Annotated in this window: 8 protein-coding genes and 10 pseudogenes; 11 read left to right on the forward strand and 7 right to left on the reverse strand. The window is 46.3% G+C overall.

Annotation, left to right across the window (positions count from 1 at the left end; all coding sequences use genetic code 11):
• From QUF18_RS19760 to QUF18_RS19790, 7 genes and pseudogenes are all read right to left on the reverse strand, one after another.
• A pseudogene (locus QUF18_RS19760) lies at positions 1–765 on the reverse strand (IS110 family RNA-guided transposase); the annotation flags it as partial.
• A gap of 9 nt (positions 766–774) precedes the next feature.
• Positions 775–2,393, reverse strand: a pseudogene (gene tnpC / locus QUF18_RS19765) (IS66 family transposase).
• A gap of 75 nt (positions 2,394–2,468) precedes the next feature.
• Positions 2,469–2,813: pseudogene (tnpB, locus tag QUF18_RS19770) on the reverse strand (IS66 family insertion sequence element accessory protein TnpB).
• Positions 2,810–3,088: a transposase gene (locus tag QUF18_RS19775; protein ID WP_289388981.1), complete on the reverse strand. Its 279-nt coding sequence runs from the start codon at positions 3,086–3,088 to the stop codon at positions 2,810–2,812. The pseudogene tnpB (QUF18_RS19770) and the gene QUF18_RS19775 overlap by 4 nt, the downstream one beginning before the upstream one ends.
• Positions 3,089–3,281: 193 nt before the next feature.
• Positions 3,282–3,410, reverse strand: a pseudogene (locus tag QUF18_RS19780) (IS110 family transposase); the annotation flags it as partial.
• 126 nt (positions 3,411–3,536) lie between these two features.
• Positions 3,537–3,964, reverse strand: a pseudogene (locus tag QUF18_RS19785) (IS6 family transposase).
• A 325-nt stretch (positions 3,965–4,289) separates the two neighbouring features.
• A pseudogene (locus QUF18_RS19790) lies at positions 4,290–4,507 on the reverse strand (transposase); the annotation flags it as partial.
• A 1,365-nt stretch (positions 4,508–5,872) separates the two neighbouring features.
• On the opposite strand from QUF18_RS19790, the gene QUF18_RS19795 reads away from it, so the two are divergent.
• The 11 genes and pseudogenes from QUF18_RS19795 to QUF18_RS19845 all read left to right on the forward strand — a co-directional run.
• The gene (locus QUF18_RS19795; RefSeq protein ID WP_289388982.1) at positions 5,873–6,352 is read left to right on the forward strand and encodes a hypothetical protein; all 480 of its coding nucleotides are present in this window, start codon (positions 5,873–5,875) and stop codon (positions 6,350–6,352) included.
• A 102-nt stretch (positions 6,353–6,454) separates the two neighbouring features.
• Positions 6,455–7,264, forward strand: coding sequence for a tyrosine-protein phosphatase (locus QUF18_RS19800; RefSeq protein ID WP_289388984.1), 810 nt, complete (start codon positions 6,455–6,457; stop codon positions 7,262–7,264).
• 1 nt (position 7,265) lies between these two features.
• On the forward strand, positions 7,266–8,021 hold the full coding sequence (locus QUF18_RS19805; protein ID WP_289388986.1) for a polysaccharide biosynthesis/export family protein: 756 nt from the start codon (positions 7,266–7,268) through the stop codon (positions 8,019–8,021).
• A gap of 44 nt (positions 8,022–8,065) precedes the next feature.
• Entirely contained in the window at positions 8,066–10,441 is a 2,376-nt protein-coding gene (locus QUF18_RS19810) for a GumC family protein (RefSeq protein ID WP_289388988.1), read from the forward strand.
• Positions 10,353–11,585 (forward strand): hypothetical protein, encoded by a 1,233-nt coding sequence (locus QUF18_RS19815; RefSeq protein WP_289388990.1) that lies wholly within the window; start codon positions 10,353–10,355, stop codon positions 11,583–11,585. Before QUF18_RS19810 ends, QUF18_RS19815 begins: the two co-directional genes overlap by 89 nt.
• Entirely contained in the window at positions 11,582–12,823 is a 1,242-nt protein-coding gene (locus tag QUF18_RS19820; protein WP_289388992.1) for an O-antigen ligase family protein, read from the forward strand. Before QUF18_RS19815 ends, QUF18_RS19820 begins: the two co-directional genes overlap by 4 nt.
• A gap of 486 nt (positions 12,824–13,309) precedes the next feature.
• Positions 13,310–13,438, forward strand: a pseudogene (locus QUF18_RS19825) (IS110 family transposase); the annotation flags it as partial.
• Between the two features lie 193 nt (positions 13,439–13,631).
• On the forward strand, positions 13,632–13,910 hold the full coding sequence (locus tag QUF18_RS19830; protein ID WP_289388981.1) for a transposase: 279 nt from the start codon (positions 13,632–13,634) through the stop codon (positions 13,908–13,910).
• Positions 13,911–13,921: 11 nt separating this feature from the next.
• Positions 13,922–14,251: pseudogene (tnpB, locus tag QUF18_RS19835) on the forward strand (IS66 family insertion sequence element accessory protein TnpB).
• A gap of 75 nt (positions 14,252–14,326) precedes the next feature.
• Positions 14,327–15,945 (forward strand): annotated as a pseudogene (gene tnpC / locus QUF18_RS19840) (IS66 family transposase).
• 9 nt (positions 15,946–15,954) lie between these two features.
• Positions 15,955–16,732 (forward strand): annotated as a pseudogene (locus tag QUF18_RS19845) (IS110 family RNA-guided transposase); the annotation flags it as partial.

The following is a 16,732-nucleotide window of genomic DNA, read 5'->3' on the forward strand; positions in this document are numbered from 1 at the left end:
CCACTTTGGCATCGGCACACCACGCCGAGCTTGCTTGAGAATAGATGTTGCGCCGACAATCAGCAGTGTCCGTAACTGCTTATTCCCCTGTTTCGATATTCGGCCGAGCCGCTCCTTGCCACCACTGGAGTTTGATCGGGGCGTAATACCTATCCAGGCGGAGGGATCTCGACCATTTTTGAATGCCGCAGGATCATGAATGGTCGCTTGAACCGTCGCAGCGATGATGGGTCCAACTCCGGGAATACTGGTCAGACGTCGGGCAGCCTCATCTGCTTTCACTGTCGCGACGATCTTTCTATCGAGCTTTTCGATGCGCGTGGTCAGCATTTCTATTTGTTCAGCTATTTCCAAAAGAGCCATCCTTGCCACTTCTGGAATTCTGTCTTCATCGTCGTTGCGCAGCATGCAAATGAGCTTGGCGATACTTGTCATGCCGCTACACGCAATAATTCCCATCTCCGCCATGTGAGCCCGCATGGCATTTGCAGACTGGCTGCGCTGCCGAACCAGTAACTCCCGTGTTTTGAGTATCATGCCTGCAGCTTGCTGCTCTGATGACTTGATCGGCACAAAGCGCATCGTTGGACGTGTTACCGCTTCGCAGATTGCCTCCGCATCAGCAGCATCAGTCTTATTGCGTTTCACATAAGCTTTCACATAGACAGGCGGCATAATCCGGACTGTGTGACCTATTTGCTCAATGGCATTGGCCCAATAATGCGCACTCCCGCATGCTTCTAGCCCGATAAGGCATGGTTCAATCGTAAGCGGTCAGCCGATGGCGTTCGCCTTGAAGTTCCAAGGCATAAGGCCTTCGATTTCGGTTACAGGCCAGCCTTGAGCGATGCGGCTTAGTGTTTGTGATAGCCAGTCGAGCGGATCGACGCTGTTCATTTTGCATGTTTGGAGAAGCGTCGCCAATGTGGCCCAAGTCCGTCCACCGCCCTCGCTTCCGGCAAACAGACTGTTTTTCCTCGTAATTGTCTGTGGCCTGATCGCACGCTCGACAATGTTGCTATCGATTTCGACCCGGCCATCCGTGAGGAAGCGCTCTAGGGCCTCGCGCAGGGTGAGCACGTAGCGAATTGCTTCAGCAGTTTTGGATTTACCGGAGACCTTGCCCAGCTCTTTTTTCCACATATCAAAAAGGCGCGTGACAATGGCTGTGGACTGATCTTGACGCAAAGCACTGCGGATGTCGGCGCTTTTGCCGCGTGCTTCATCCTCGATCCTCCACAATTGGGCCATTGCGACAACAGTATTTGTTGCGGTCTGCGAGATACCGCTCATGTGCAGATCGTAAAATTTGCGGCGTAAATGCGCCCAGCAACCTGCGAGCTTTATCTGTTCATTGCGCCCAGCTTTGGCCTATGCCTTGATCATACTCGTATAGGCAGCGTATCCGTCGACCTGCAGGATGCCGTTAAAGCCGGCAAGATGCCGCGCCACGCACTCTGCACCTCGGCTGTTTTCGAAGCGGTAAGCCACCATTGGCGGACCGCTCCGACCATAAGGGCGATCATCGCGCGCATAAGCCCAAAGCCATGCCTTGGTGGCCTTGCCCGATCCTGGAGCCAGAGTGGGCAAGGTCGTCTCGTCAGCGAAGATCCTTTCACTTTCTTTGATCCGCTCAAGGATATAATCAGCGCATATCTGAAGCTCATAGCCCAGATGCCCCATCCATTGCGCCATAAACTCCGGCTCATCGTAACACCATCGCGCAAATAAATTGCTTCCTGACGATAAAGTGGAAGACCATCGGCATATTTGGAAACGGCGATATAGGCGAGTAAACGCTCTGTCGGCAAACCACTTTCGATGATATGGGCAGGGGCAAGCGCCTGAACCACACCATCATGGTTGCGTAATGCATATTTCGGCCGACGCGTTACGATACCTCGGAACTTCGGCGGCACAACATCCAGTCGCTCCGAACGATCCTCGCCGATCAGGACCTTTTCCAGTCCTTCGTAACCAGCAGGGATTTCCGGTTCGATAATCTCCTCAATGCGTTCAAGGTGAGCGGCAAAAACCTTGCGCGGACGTGATGCACGTTTCGGCTTTCCCAAATCCCCAACATCAAGTTCGCTCCGGATCGCAGAAAGACCGGTTTCCACCTCTTCGAAAGCAAATGAGACCTGTTCATCGTTAATACCAAGGCGCAGTTGTTCAGAGCGGCGACCATATTGGGTGCGCTGCAATACCTTCATGATGGATGTCAGGTTCGCAATCCGCTCATTGGCACTCTTTTCTACGCCCTCCAGCCAGACAATCTCTGCTTCAGCAGCCTTCAGCTGCGCTTCTTTCGCGGCCTGCTCACAAGCCATTGCCAGCACCATTGCTTTCAGTGCGTCAACGTCATCCGGCAGAGCGTGAAGAGGTAAATCCATGACGCTGAGTAGAGCATAAAAGCAGCCGTTTTCCCAATCATTACAGCATCATGAATCAACTTGCCGCACGCGCTGTCACCCCGTCAGCAAAGGGCGTCTTATCTTGTTCGGGCGGATCTTTTTCCAGTCCATTCCGGCCAACAAAACCATGAGCTTGGAATGGTCCAGACGTATCCTCGCCGCCGATAGGCCTGGCCAGCAAAAGCCACGATCTTCAAGTGTTTTCGAATAAAGGCAAACGGCACTTCCATCCCATCACACAATCCCGATCCGGTCAGCACGTTTTGACCGGAAGACGTAAAGCGCGCCGTTGAATGGGTCGAGACCGCCATCACGAACAACTGCCATCAGGGAAGCGGCTCCCTTGCGGAAGTCGACTGGCTGACAGGACACATAAACCACCATGCCGCTGGAGATCATGCCTTGCGAACCGCTCTTAGCACGTTCACCAGATGGTCCGGATCGAAGGCGGAGCCGACGCGCACCACCATATCGCCAACAACAACATCGATTAGACCGCCACTTGCTATTTCAACACGTGCAAATCTGGCCGGACTGTGCGCTCCTGCTGTTACTGGCGAAACAACACCGGACGCAAGCGCCTTACGACGCCATCCGTAAAGCTGAGAGGGATCCAGACCTTCAGATCTGGCTACCGCCGAGACGTTGGCCCCGGGCTGTAATGACGCAGCCACAATCCGCGCCTTCTCGTCTTGCGTCCCATCTCGCGGCCTGCGTCGGTTTCACACGGGTTCCGCTGTCAAAATTCAAATGTCCGGCTCTGATTCATACTGTCGTTCATAGGATTCTCCACATGATTTATGCAGAAAATCGCCCATTAACAGACGAAAGATACGTGGGATAACCTTACCGCTTACGTTCAATCCGTTGAAAGAAATCCACGACCTGAGATCGTCGTAAGGTGCGTCGAACAAGCACGCGGCCATCTGCAGCGATTGCATGCACCTGGAAAACGGTTTTGGCCAAATCCAGCCCGATTGTGGTAATCTTATCCATGGAACGGTCCTTCCTCTGTGGCGTGTTGCAACGACCACGTTAGGCACTTTCGATGCCGGTTTGAAGGGCCGTTCCACCCCATCAAATTTTTTCGTTAGGTAAAAGCGGGCTTATCTCTAGACGTGATTATGCTGCGAGCTCCGTAAAGACTTCGAAAGCGGAACGGTTGTCATTTTCGAATTGCTTCTTGCGGATCATATGAGCGACTTCGATGCCAGCGATTGTAGCAGAGGCTGAATGAAACGCTTTGAAGCCCAACATATGTTTAGTGATCCGCTTGATAAAACGATGGTCCTGTTCAAGGATGTTGTTCAGGTATGTGACCTGTAGGATTTCAATCAGCTTGTCCGTGCCTGTGATCTTCAGGATGTTGTTTATAGCCTGTGCACCAGCCAAATTAGCCGCGCTTTTATCAATGACAGTCTTGCTCGGAATGCCAGTGCTTGCGATAGGTTTTTTAAAGAACGTCTTGCAGCGCCAAGGTTTCGGCGCTCAGAGAGCAGGAAATCTAGGGTTTGGCCGTCACGATCAACAGCCCGATATAGGTAGGCCAATTCCCTTTGACCTGTATATAGGTCTCATCAACACGCCATGAGCCAAGTGTTGGTCATTTACGTCTGAGTGCCTGAGTTGCAATCTGCGGCGAGTATTTCACAGCCCACCGGTTCAATGTTGCATGGTCAATCTCTAAGCCTCGTTCAGCCATTATTTCCTGAAGATCACGATACGAAACTGAATACCGGAAACAGAAGCAAACAGGATGACACTTTTGGTGAAATGCGTTCCTAGAAATCAACCATACCCGTCACCTCACCTCTCAACAAATCACCAAAGTTCATCGCACAGATCTGCAGACATGAAAAATTTGCGATAAAACAGAAAATCTTTAGGCACCATTCCCCACTGACAGCCTGACGTTGCGATATATTAGATCGCATACCATATATCGTGCGCATAGACCATTTCCGTGGGCGACCAACCAAATTAGGGGCGGGCATAAACGGTTCAATCAAAAGCCATTCTGCATCTGTGCTGTCACTTGCATAACGTAGCGGCATGCGATCATAATGAACCCGAGTGATTATAATCCAAAACATCTGATCCTCCGTCGTCATTGCAAATAACAGTGAATCATATCTGGCTGAAGTTACTCAATTATAATTTTCGATTGGGCTCTTAGCCTTGGGGAATGCCTGGAACATCAGGGCTTCTCCCTTGTAGTCACTAATCTGCCCTTAACTGAGTAGCATTATAAGCAGTCGTCCCTTACCATCGCAGACCGTGTGCAATTTGGAATTCAATCCGAAATTAGTGCGCCCGATACGTCGTGGAACATCCCCTTTTTAAGCAGCCCGGCAGCTGTTCAATGTGCTTTAAGATGGGTAGCGTCGATCATTAATTGGTCTAGTTTGCCGCCTTTTGCTTTTAGGGCAGAAAATATCTTGTTGAACACGCCGAGACGGCTCCAACGGATAAAGCGATTAAAGATCGTTTTAGGTGGTTCATACTCCGCAGGTGTATCACGTCACCGCAGGCCATTTTTAAACACAAAAACGATACCAATGAGTATCCTGCGGTCATCTACTCTTAGTATCCCATGCGATAAAGGAAAATATGGCTGAATCCGACACATCTGCGCCTCCGACAACCAAATCAAATCACTCATGGCAGAGCCTCCTGGGACACTCAGCAAATAAAAAAAGAAATGTCTGCACAAGTCCTTTAATAGGTTCTGACCCTAAGTTGCACCGTTGCTACTGGCAACGCAAGCGCTAAAAAAGCTAATATGTGATATGTTTTGTCTGTTAAACCATAGCCGGTTGGTGCTGCTGTAGGTAAAAGTGTAAGTAAAGGATTAAAAGCAATGTAATGTAAGTCAGGAGTTTGGCTGATTATTATTTTCTATTAATTTTCGCACTTCCAGTCATACGACACTTTTTACATATATATACAAAAGTCATCATGATACTTTGACCATAGTTAAAACTGTACTTCCCTTTATTATATAAATGAATGTTTAGTACTTATTATTCGATCACAACTTACGATTGAGCAGTTTGTTTGGCTTCTACGCTTTATATTTACACCGTAAAAAATATGGAAATTTATTCTAATAATAGTTAATAGTTTAAACGGTAGTGTTGCAAATTTTCTTCCGATAAAATGCCATTGCATCTGGAACAATTATGGAGCGGGGGTCCGCACACACTTCGAATGCTGAACAGTTTTCATTTGCCAAATGTTTTTTTGCGGAGCAGATGTGCCACTTCAATATCAGCAATTGAAGCGGTGGCTGAAGGAAGTGCTGTGAAGCACAGAATATGCTGGCTGATTAGCATGATAAACAATAGTCCTCTTCAATGATGTTCAAGGCGCCATAAAACGATAAAATAATTAAGCTGGACAAAAAATATTTACTCGTTTACTAATAATGCTAATTTTGTAACACAAGGATCGAGTTAGTGAATAAAATATCCAATAATGGCTTTCAGATCTTTATGGCGTTATCCCTTTGTAGTCTTGTTAACATCTTGGCTGTAAATCCAGTGCTCGCACAAGATATTACCTGTCAATGTAATCTTCCGATCGGTTCTACAGGAACTGTTTCACAAGTTAAAGGCGATGTATTAGTTTCTCAGCAGGCCGGCTTTCAAAGCGCTACAAGGATCTCACAGTTTTCTGAAGGTTCGCGTATTATTGTAGGGCAAGCTTCGGAGGCCACTCTAAACCTTCCAGGTTGTGCAGTGAATTTGAATAAAGCGTCTACAGTCTCTCTGATGAACGTAAATAATCAGTTGTGTTTGCGTGTTGAGGAAACATATGCTGGTGCAGGGGTTGCATCTGCTTCTCCTAGCTGGGTACCTGCCGCTATTTTTGGCGGAATTATAGCTGGCGGTGCTATTATTGCCATCGCTGACGATGGGAAGCCTGTCAGTCGCTAATCTCGCTTGATAGTAATGCGTTATTTATTGTAAAATGCACTATAAGCAGGTTGTGATACGTTGCTTATATCTTTTTAGGAAATAACAGATTTGTGATTTTATATGATAGATCTGCATTGCCATATTTTACCTAATGTTGATGATGGCGCAGCGACAAGTTTAATTTCACTGGAGATGGCACGGCAAGCTGCTTCGGATGGTGTAACGCATGTCGCATGCACCCCTCATATAGTTGAGGGGAAATACCCCAATACTTCCGCAACTATTTTTCCAGCAATTGACAATCTTCAAGCTCTAATCAATAAAAATAATATTTCTCTAAAATTGCTTTCTGGTGCAGATATCCATGTGGCATGGAATCTGCCTGAAAAATTATTAGCTAAACAGATACCTACGTTAAACGGGTCACGTTATTTTCTGTTAGAACCTCCTCATCTCATCTTACCACCAAAACTGGATCAGTTGGTCGAGCGCCTTCTTGAAGTCGGTTTTGTGCCAATTATCACACACCCTGAAAGACTGGCCTGGATCAAAAAAAAATACGACGTCATTGTCAGACTCTATGAAATGGGTTGCCTAATGCAACTAACGGCTCAGTCGATAACGGATGGGTTTGGTGCAGATGCCCGGTTTTATTCAGAGAAAATGATTGAAGATGGTATGGTATCGCTCTTTGCAAGCGATGGCCATAGTTCTACATGGCGTAAACCATTACTATCGAAGGCCAGAAAATTTATATGCAATAAATATGGAAATGATATGGCTGAAGAGTTATTTGTAAACAATCCTGCTAAGATTATTGCGGATGAAATAGTTGATAATAGGAATGCCGTTATTAATAATCCTGTAAAAGGGAAAAATTTGCTAAAAAAGAACCGAAGCTTATTGCATCGCTTCTGGGTGAGGTATTGATATGATTGCATCGCGTTTAGTAAATCAATTAATCTGCACATCTGCAGTGCTAATCTCACTAGCGGGTTGCAGTAGCTCAAACTCTGGCTCCACACCCGCAGATGTACTCTCGTCCGTTAACAACAGATCCGCTTCGCCAAGTGCTTTGAGACTAGTAGACACGCTTCCGCCACCGGAAAATAGCAATCAAGGTACAGAACAACCTTTAGCAGCAAATGACGTATTGCAAATCGAAGTCTTCCAGACAAACACACTGAATCGAACAGTGCAGATCGATTCTGCAGGAAGAATATCTCTTCCGCTGGTAGGTACATTAGTCGCCGCAGGAAAAACGGTGCGTACACTTGAACAGGAAATTAAAGCTGCCTATGGACGGTCTTACCTTCAGAACCCAGATGTCACCGTTTTCTTAAAAGAATCGGTTGGTCAGCGTGTGACTGTGGATGGTGAAGTTGCTAAAGCAGGCTTATACCCCGTAACGTCTGCGGCAACCCTGTTGGATATACTTGCACAAGCAGGCGGCTTTAAAGAGGTTGCTGACCAAAAGAAAGTGTATGTTTTTCGGAATGTCGGCAGTCAAAAATTTGTATCTAATTATAATGTTGCCGACATTCGAAGCGGCCGCTTATCTAATCCAAAAATTTATGGTGGTGATGTCGTTTTTGTCTTCACAAGCCAAAATCGCGTAGCGCTCAATAACCTGAAGGAAGCTTTGGGGATTGCGTCAAACGCTACACGCTTGGCTGTTTTACCGTAATATTGACCTCCTCTGTTGAAGAGGTAACGAAAGTAGATTCAGCCGTGGTTGAACAAAATAATCAATACTTATCTGGTCAGTCACAGGCTGCACAACCAACGCATTGGAACCCGCATAAAGCGGTTTCTTCTACACCATACGGGTATGGTTTTGAACATAATGAACCCGCTAATGGCATTGATCTGCTGGGGGTTATTTTCCGTATTCTGCAGTACAGGTGGCTTATATGCATTTTTGCAGCGATTGGTATTGTTGCAGCTGTAATCATAACCATGATGCAAACACCAAAATATCAGGCTACTTCACAATTAGAAGTTTTAACGCCGTCTGTTAAAGTGTTTCAAGATATTGAAGTGACATCAGAGACTGGCGATATGCGTGCTTTTCTTACAGCACGCGAAAAAATACTGAGCCGTATAACAGCTGAACGCGTGGTATTTGCTCTGCAATTATCAGAAAAAGAAGATTTCCTTTTTCCTCGTCCTGATTTTTCACCTTTCAATTTATTTTATAAAGCATTTAACATCTCAGGAAATAACAATGCGGAGGGGCTATCAGCAGAAGATCGAAATAACATCGCTGTTTCCCGTACAAGGTCTAATGTTAGCGTTCAGTTAGTTGCCAATACGAGCATCCTCAAAATCACTTACCATGATCAAAATCCCGAATACGCCAGAAATATAGCTAATCAGTTCGCACAAAGCTTTATTGATCAAAGAGTAGATCAAGGTAGCCAAACATCTGTACAAGCACGTGACTTCATTCAAGAACAGGTTCTGCTGATTAAGGAAAAGCTACAAAATTCGGAACAAGCTCTTGTAGATTATGCAAAATTTGCAGGCATCACGGTGACAGGCGATGAACAGTCTTTGATTGGTGCCAGTCTATCGGAAATTAATAAAGCTTTGTCTGAAGCTGTGCAAGAGAGTTTGGATTATGGGCGTACTGTAAAGCAAATTAATGCAGGCAGTGGACCAAGTATTGAACAGGTATTATCAAGCGAAGGTCTAAATAAATTACGAACAACTCTGTCACAATTGAAAAGTGAATACCAACAAAAGTTGACTCTTTTTAAGCCCGGCTTCCCGGAAATGCAGCAAATGCAATCTCAAATAAATGAATTACAGAACCAACTTAATCTTGGAACAAAAGTAATTACTGACTCTATTAAATTAAAGCATGATGAAACATTAGAAAAAGTTAGTGATTTACGAAAGAAAATCAATGAGCTTGAGGGTGAACAAGCTGTCTATCAAGATAAAAAAATTCAGTATACTATGCTGAAGCGTGAAGTCGATTCCAACCGTACACAGTATGACAGCCTTATTTCAAAGTTAAATGAAGTTGCGGTCGGATCGGAATTGCGAACACAGAATGCTGCTATTATCGATCTAGCAACAGTACCACGATCGCCCTATTCACCACGACTTTCAATTAATATTGCGATTGGTCTGATTGCACTTTTAGGGTTGGCTGGTGTAGTTATCTATATATTAGAAATTATAAACAATACTTTCAGCAATCCTGAACAGGTTGAGAAAGAACTCGGCCTCTCAATCTTGGGTATTATACCGGCGATAGATCCCAAGGAATTAGTTACTATGCTTGCAGATCCCAAGTCGAGTCTATCGGAATCCTATAGATCGCTTCGCACCTCATTGCAATTTTCTGGGGTTGATGGCCACCCTAAAACAATGTTGATTACAAGCTCCGAACCAGGTGAAGGGAAATCAACAACAGCCGTGAAGCTGGCAGAAGATTTTGCCACACTTGGTGCCAGGGTTCTGATCATTGATTGTGATATGCGTAAGCCAAATATTCATCGTCTTTTTAATATCGACAATGCTCTGGGGCTTAGCAATCTTTTAACGAGTACGATCCGCAAAGAAGATATGTCACGCGTTATAAAGAAGGGCACTCATAAAAATATTTCCATCATTACCGCCGGCACAATACCTCCAAATCCTGCGGATTTATTGTCATCCGCACGTATGGGACTAATGATTTCTCAACTGAGTAGTCGCTATGATCTTGTTATACTTGATGGTCCACCTGTCATCGGTCTTTCGGATGCGCCAATCCTTAGCCGGTTGACAGAAGCAACGCTTATGATAGTTTCAGCCAATAAAGCTACCCGTAAATCGGCAAAAATGGCTTTGAAACGCCTACATGCTGCAGGGTCCAATGTAATTGGTGTTGTAATGACACTGTTCACTGTTGGAAAATTTGATGAGAATTATAACTATCGTTATTTAAGCTACGATTATTACACTGAAGGTAACGAAATACCAAAAATAACAACTGTAGCTGCAGCCAACGAGATGAACGATAATGAGAAAAACTGGTTCGTGGTTGCTTACCTTAATGGCATTCGTCGCTATTTTGATTATCTCATCAATCGGATTAAGTCGAAATCTTGAGGAAGATCAGTCTGATCTTTCTTTAAAGTTTTATCCTCTCAATTTCGATGCTGCTTTTAATAAAGTCTACAAAAATATTGTACATCAACATAGTACGGCGGAATTAAAAAGTTTAGAAGAGAAAATAATTGCTTTTCTACCGACGCACGCCGGGGATGCAAGACTGTATAGCCTCCTTGGCGAGATCAAGCGTCTTTATGGTGAGCAGGATCAGTCATACAGTGCCTTTGACCGCGCGTTGCAAATTTCTAAAACCGAAGTCACCGCATTGCAATGGACTATATGGCGTTTGATTGATGAAGGAAAAGTGCTTGATGCGCTAGAGCGGATAGACGTTCTTTTTCGACGCTGGCCAGCACGTATCACACCGCTTGTTCCTTTAGTTGCTGAAGTATTCACACAGGAGGATCATTACGAAAAGTTTTTGCAAAAACTGAATACAAATCCTCCGTGGCGCCGGTCTCTCATTAATGTGCTGTCTCGTTCACCTGAAACATTGTTTTTAGCCGCGCATCTTATTCAAGATCTTGCTAAAGGTGAAGCATTACCAAGCAATAATGAAATATCAACAATAATTGCGCAACTTATACGCAACAAACAATATAGTTTAGCGTATCAGACATTTCTGTTTACGCTTAATAGTGCTGACAAAGAAGTAAACGGCTACATACACAATAGCCGGTTTATACGACCGCTGAGTGGTCGTTTTTTTGACTGGCAGGTCGCTAGTCACACTGGTATTAAGATCCATTTTGCATCGCAACAAAACAGTGGGTTAAATCACGGTGCACAATTAACATTCAGTAATACACCAGTACGCAGACTTTCCTTTGGTCAGTACATGGCACTTCCACCTGGTATGTTTCAGTTGAGTTTCGAAGTGTCCTCTCAGCAATCTAAGTTGCCGAAAGGACTCCTATGGCAAATCAGTTGCTTTGAAAACAAAAAAAAATTGGCAGAGGTAAATATTGGCCCTGGAACTTACCTGCTAACTACTAAAATAGTAACATTTACGGTTCCGAAAGATAAATGCCAACTACAATCATTACAATTGATCACAAAAGCTATAGGAGAAAATTGGAATAATCGATACAGCGGATACGTAATGTTTGACAATATAAGTATAATTGCGAGCGATTTATGATAACTCTGCGGACAAGAGATTCAAAATATGCCCTCGGTTTAGCACTGATCGCTTGTCTTCTACTGGGTGGCGGGACAGCACGATCACTTGCCATTGATACAGCTTTACAAATATTTGTTATTATTTGTTCAACTTATGCAATTGTTCGTATCAAAGAAAGCAGCTCGCTATCTAAAGAAGGCGTTACATTATTTATCGCTGTAGTCATTTTAGGTATTTTTCAGCTTTTACCCTTACCAATTAGTTTTTTATCTGCTTTTCGTCCGGACGTATTTATACCTTATGTACCGGGCCTTAATTTACCAAGCACGACAGCGACAGTCAGCCTTTCTGCATCAAGAACTTTACAAAGTATAGTATTCGTACTAGTGCCAATTTATTATTTTATTGCATTGAGCAAATTGTCTCAAAGTGATCTGATCGGTCTCATTCCTTATTACATGATTGGTATTATATGCAATCTGATTGCTGCTATAATTCAATATTCAATGACTACCGGTGCCCAATTAAATGACCTACTTGGTTATCAGGTAATGGTGGGAATGTTTGCAAATGTAAATCATTTCTCGACAATTATGTTTTCGAGTATTCCACTCGTAATCTACCTGATTATTTTCATGGGTAGTCGTGCTTTAGCAGTCCTAATATTATTATTAATTCTTATTGTGCTTCTTACCGCCGGATCACGAGCAGGTATCCTTATTGGTTTAGCAATTACCGCGGCGTCTTTCACAATGTTGATCTGGCGCAATCGTGTTAATAACTTGCTCATTATACCCTTAATGTTAGGGGCGATGCTTTATCTCTATGGTACAATTGCTCATGTTGGTGCTCAGGATATTGATTCAGAGTATGGACGACGTTACTTCGCTTACACAACTTTGGACGGAATAAGTGAGAACTGGGTTCTAGGCATAGGCTTTGGGGCCTTTGATATAATATTTCCTCATTATGAGACCCTGGATTCACTCAATGCGTATTTTGTCAACCATGCTCACAATGATTATCTAGAAATAGTTTTTGAAGGGGGCATTATCGCCCTATTATTTCTGAGTGCATACATTCTGATATTTGTGCGTCAAGCCTACCGAATAATCAATCTCCCGCTACAGCTACTAGCGATGTTATCAATTATTACAATTCTGGTACATTCAACTGTAGACTATCCATTGCGAACTATGGCTGTGGCAATGATATTTGCTTTTTTAAATGCGCTGTTATTTGTTAAAAAAAGGTAAGCAGAAAATTTCGACCTCGATTATGCGGGATCACCATATCTGATGTCTCATAGCCGAAAACTGAGACCATGCTACAAGCCAGGCATGCGTAATCCGATTAAAGTGACAACACCGCTTCAAATCAGCGCCATACCTGCAAAGCTTTTGCTCCACCCACGATCAGATTTACAATTTTCACCTTTTTCCCCGCAACTAGCTCACTTCATACGATCACCGTCAACTGCGTGAAGCCGCAACAAATATGTGGCGCAAAATCGCAGGCCTCAAGTCCGCGTAAATATCGGTTACAATATCCAAACGCGTCTGCTCTAATGTTAATGTTACACTGCCATTCGTAGTGTTCGCGGAGATCGCAGCATAATTATGTCCCCAGTTAAGGCAGCATTTAACCTACTGAAAATTTGATGGGGTGGAACGGCCCTTCAAACCGGCATCGAAAGTGCCTAACGTGGTCGTTGCAACACGCCACAGAGGAAGGACCGTTCCGTGGATAAGATTACCACAATCGGGCTGGATTTGGCCAAAACCGTTTTCCAGGTGCATGCAATCGCTGCAGATGGCCGCGTGCTTGTTCGACGCACCTTACGACGATCTCAGGTCGTGGATTTCTTTCAACGGATTGAACGTAAGCGGTAAGGTTATCCCACGTATCTTTCGTCTGTTAATGGGCGATTTTCTGCATAAATCATGTGGAGAATCCTATGAACGACAGTATGAATCAGAGCCGGACATTTGAATTTTGACAGCGGAACCCGTGTGAAACCGACGCAGGCCGCGAGATGGGACGCAAGACGAGAAGGCGCGGATTGTGGCTGCGTCATTACAGCCCGGGGCCAACGTCTCGGCGGTAGCCAGATCTGAAGGTCTGGATCCCTCTCAGCTTTACGGATGGCGTCGTAAGGCGCTTGCGTCCGGTGTTGTTTCGCCAGTAACAGCAGGAGCGCACAGTCCGGCCAGATTTGCACGTGTTGAAATAGCAAGTGGCGGTCTAATCGATGTTGTTGTTGGCGATATGGTGGTGCGCGTCGGCTCCGCCTTCGATCCGGACCATCTGGTGAACGTGCTAAGAGCGGTTCGCAAGGCATGATCTCCAGCGGCATGGTGGTTTATGTGTCCTGTCAGCCAGTCGACTTCCGCAAGGGAGCCGCTTCCCTGATGGCAGTTGTTCGTGATGGCGGTCTCGACCCATTCAACGGCGCGCTTTACGTCTTCCGGTCAAAACGTGCTGACCGGATCGGGATTGTGTGATGGGATGGAAGTGCCGTTTGCCTTTATTCGAAAACACTTGAAGATCGTGGCTTTTGCTGGCCAGGCCTATCGGCGGCGAGGATACGTCTGGACCATTCCAAGCTCATGGTTTTGTTGGCCGGAATGGACTGGAAAAAGATCCGCCCGAACAAGATAAGACGCCCTTTGCTGACGGGGTGACAGCGCGTGCGGCAAGTTGATTCATGATGCTGTAATGATTGGGAAAACGGCTGCTTTTATGCTCTACTCAGCGTCATGGATTTACCTCTTCACGCTCTGCCGGATGACGTTGACGCACTGAAAGCAATGGTGCTGGCAATGGCTTGTGAGCAGGCCGCGAAAGAAGCGCAGCTGAAGGCTGCTGAAGCAGAGATTGTCTGGCTGGAGGGCGTAGAAAAGAGTGCCAATGAGCGGATTGCGAACCTGACATCCATCATGAAGGTATTGCAGCGCACCCAATATGGTCGCCGCTCTGAACAACTGCGCCTTGGTATTAACGATGAACAGGTCTCATTTGCTTTCGAAGAGGTGGAAACCGGTCTTTCTGCGATCCGGAGCGAACTTGATGTTGGGGATTTGGGAAAGCCGAAACGTGCATCACGTCCGCGCAAGGTTTTTGCCGCTCACCTTGAACGCATTGAGGAGATTATCGAACCGGAAATCCCTGCTGGTTACGAAGGACTGGAAAAGGTCCTGATCGGCGAGGATCGTTCGGAGCGACTGGATGTTGTGCCGCCGAAGTTCCGAGGTATCGTAACGCGTCGGCCGAAATATGCATTACGCAACCATGATGGTGTGGTTCAGGCGCTTGCCCCTGCCCATATCATCGAAAGTGGTTTGCCGACAGAGCGTTTACTCGCCTATATCGCCGTTTCCAAATATGCCGATGGTCTTCCACTTTATCGTCAGGAAGCAATTTATTTGCGCGATGGTGTTACGATGAGCCGGAGTTTATGGCGCAATGGATGGGGCATCTGGGCTATGAGCTTCAGATATGCGCTGATTATATCCTTGAGCGGATCAAAGAAAGTGAAAGGATCTTCGCTGACGAGACGACCTTGCCCACTCTGGCTCCAGGATCGGGCAAGGCCACCAAGGCATGGCTTTGGGCTTATGCGCGCGATGATCGCCCTTATGGTCGGAGCGGTCCGCCAATGGTGGCTTACCGCTTCGAAAACAGCCGAGGTGCAGAGTGCGTGGCGCGGCATCTTGCCGGCTTTAACGGCATCCTGCAGGTCGACGGATACGCTGCCTATACGAGTATGATCAAGGCATAGGCCAAAGCTGGGCGCAATGAACAGATAAAGCTCGCAGGTTGCTGGGCGCATTTACGCCGCAAATTTTACGATCTGCACATGAGCGGTATCTCGCAGACCGCAACAAATACTGTTGTCGCAATGGCCCAATTGTGGAGGATCGAGGATGAAGCACGCGGCAAAAGCGCCGACATCCGCAGTGCTTTGCGTCAAGATCAGTCCACAGCCATTGTCACGCGCCTTTTTGATATGTGGAAAAAAGAGCTGGGCAAGGTCTCCGGTAAATCCAAAACTGCTGAAGCAATTCGCTACGTGCTCACCCTGCGCGAGGCCCTAGAGCGCTTCCTCACGGATGGCCGGGTCGAAATCGATAGCAACATTGTCGAGCGTGCGATCAGGCCACAGACAATTACGAGGAAAAACAGTCTGTTTGCCGGAAGCGAGGGCGGTGGACGGACTTGGGCCACATTGGCGACGCTTCTCCAAACATGCAAAATGAACAGCGTCGATCCGCTCGACTGGCTATCACAAACACTAAGCCGCATCGCTCAAGGCTGGCCTGTAACCGAAATCGAAGGCCTTATGCCTTGGAACTTCAAGGCGAACGCCATCGGCTGACCGCTTACGATTGAACCATGCCTTATCGGGCTAGAAGCATGCGGGAGTGCGCATTATTGGGCCAATGCCATTGAGCAAATAGGTCACACAGTCCGGATTATGCCGCCTGTCTATGTGAAAGCTTATGTGAAACGCAATAAGACTGATGCTGCTGATGCGGAGGCAATCTGCGAAGCGGTAACACGTCCAACGATGCGCTTTGTGCCGATCAAGTCATCAGAGCAGCAAGCTGCAGGCATGATACTCAAAACACGGGAGTTACTGGTTCGGCAGCGCAGCCAGTCTGCAAATGCCATGCGGGCTCACATGGCGGAGATGGGAATTATTGCGTGTAGCGGCATGACAAGTATCGCCAAGCTCATTTGCATGCTGCGCAACGACGATGAAGACAGAATTCCAGAAGTGGCAAGGATGGCTCTTTTGGAAATAGCTGAACAAATAGAAATGCTGACCACGCGCATCGAAAAGCTCGATAGAAAGATCGTCGCGACAGTGAAAGCAGATGAGGCTGCCCGACGTCTGACCAGTATTCCCGGAGTTGGACCCATCATCGCTGCGACGGTTCAAGCGACCATTCATGATCCTGCGGCATTCAAAAATGGTCGAGATCCCTCCGCCTGGATAGGTATTACGCCCCGATCAAACTCCAGTGGTGGCAAGGAGCGGCTCGGCCGAATATCGAAACAGGGGAATAAGCAGTTACGGACACTGCTGATTGTCGGCGCAACATCTATTCTCAAGCAAGCTCGGCGTGGTGTGCCGATGCCAAAGTGGGTTATCGGATTGA

The sequence above is a fragment of the Pseudochrobactrum kiredjianiae genome, assembly GCF_030362795.1.
GTDB lineage: Bacteria > Pseudomonadota > Alphaproteobacteria > Rhizobiales > Rhizobiaceae > Pseudochrobactrum > Pseudochrobactrum kiredjianiae.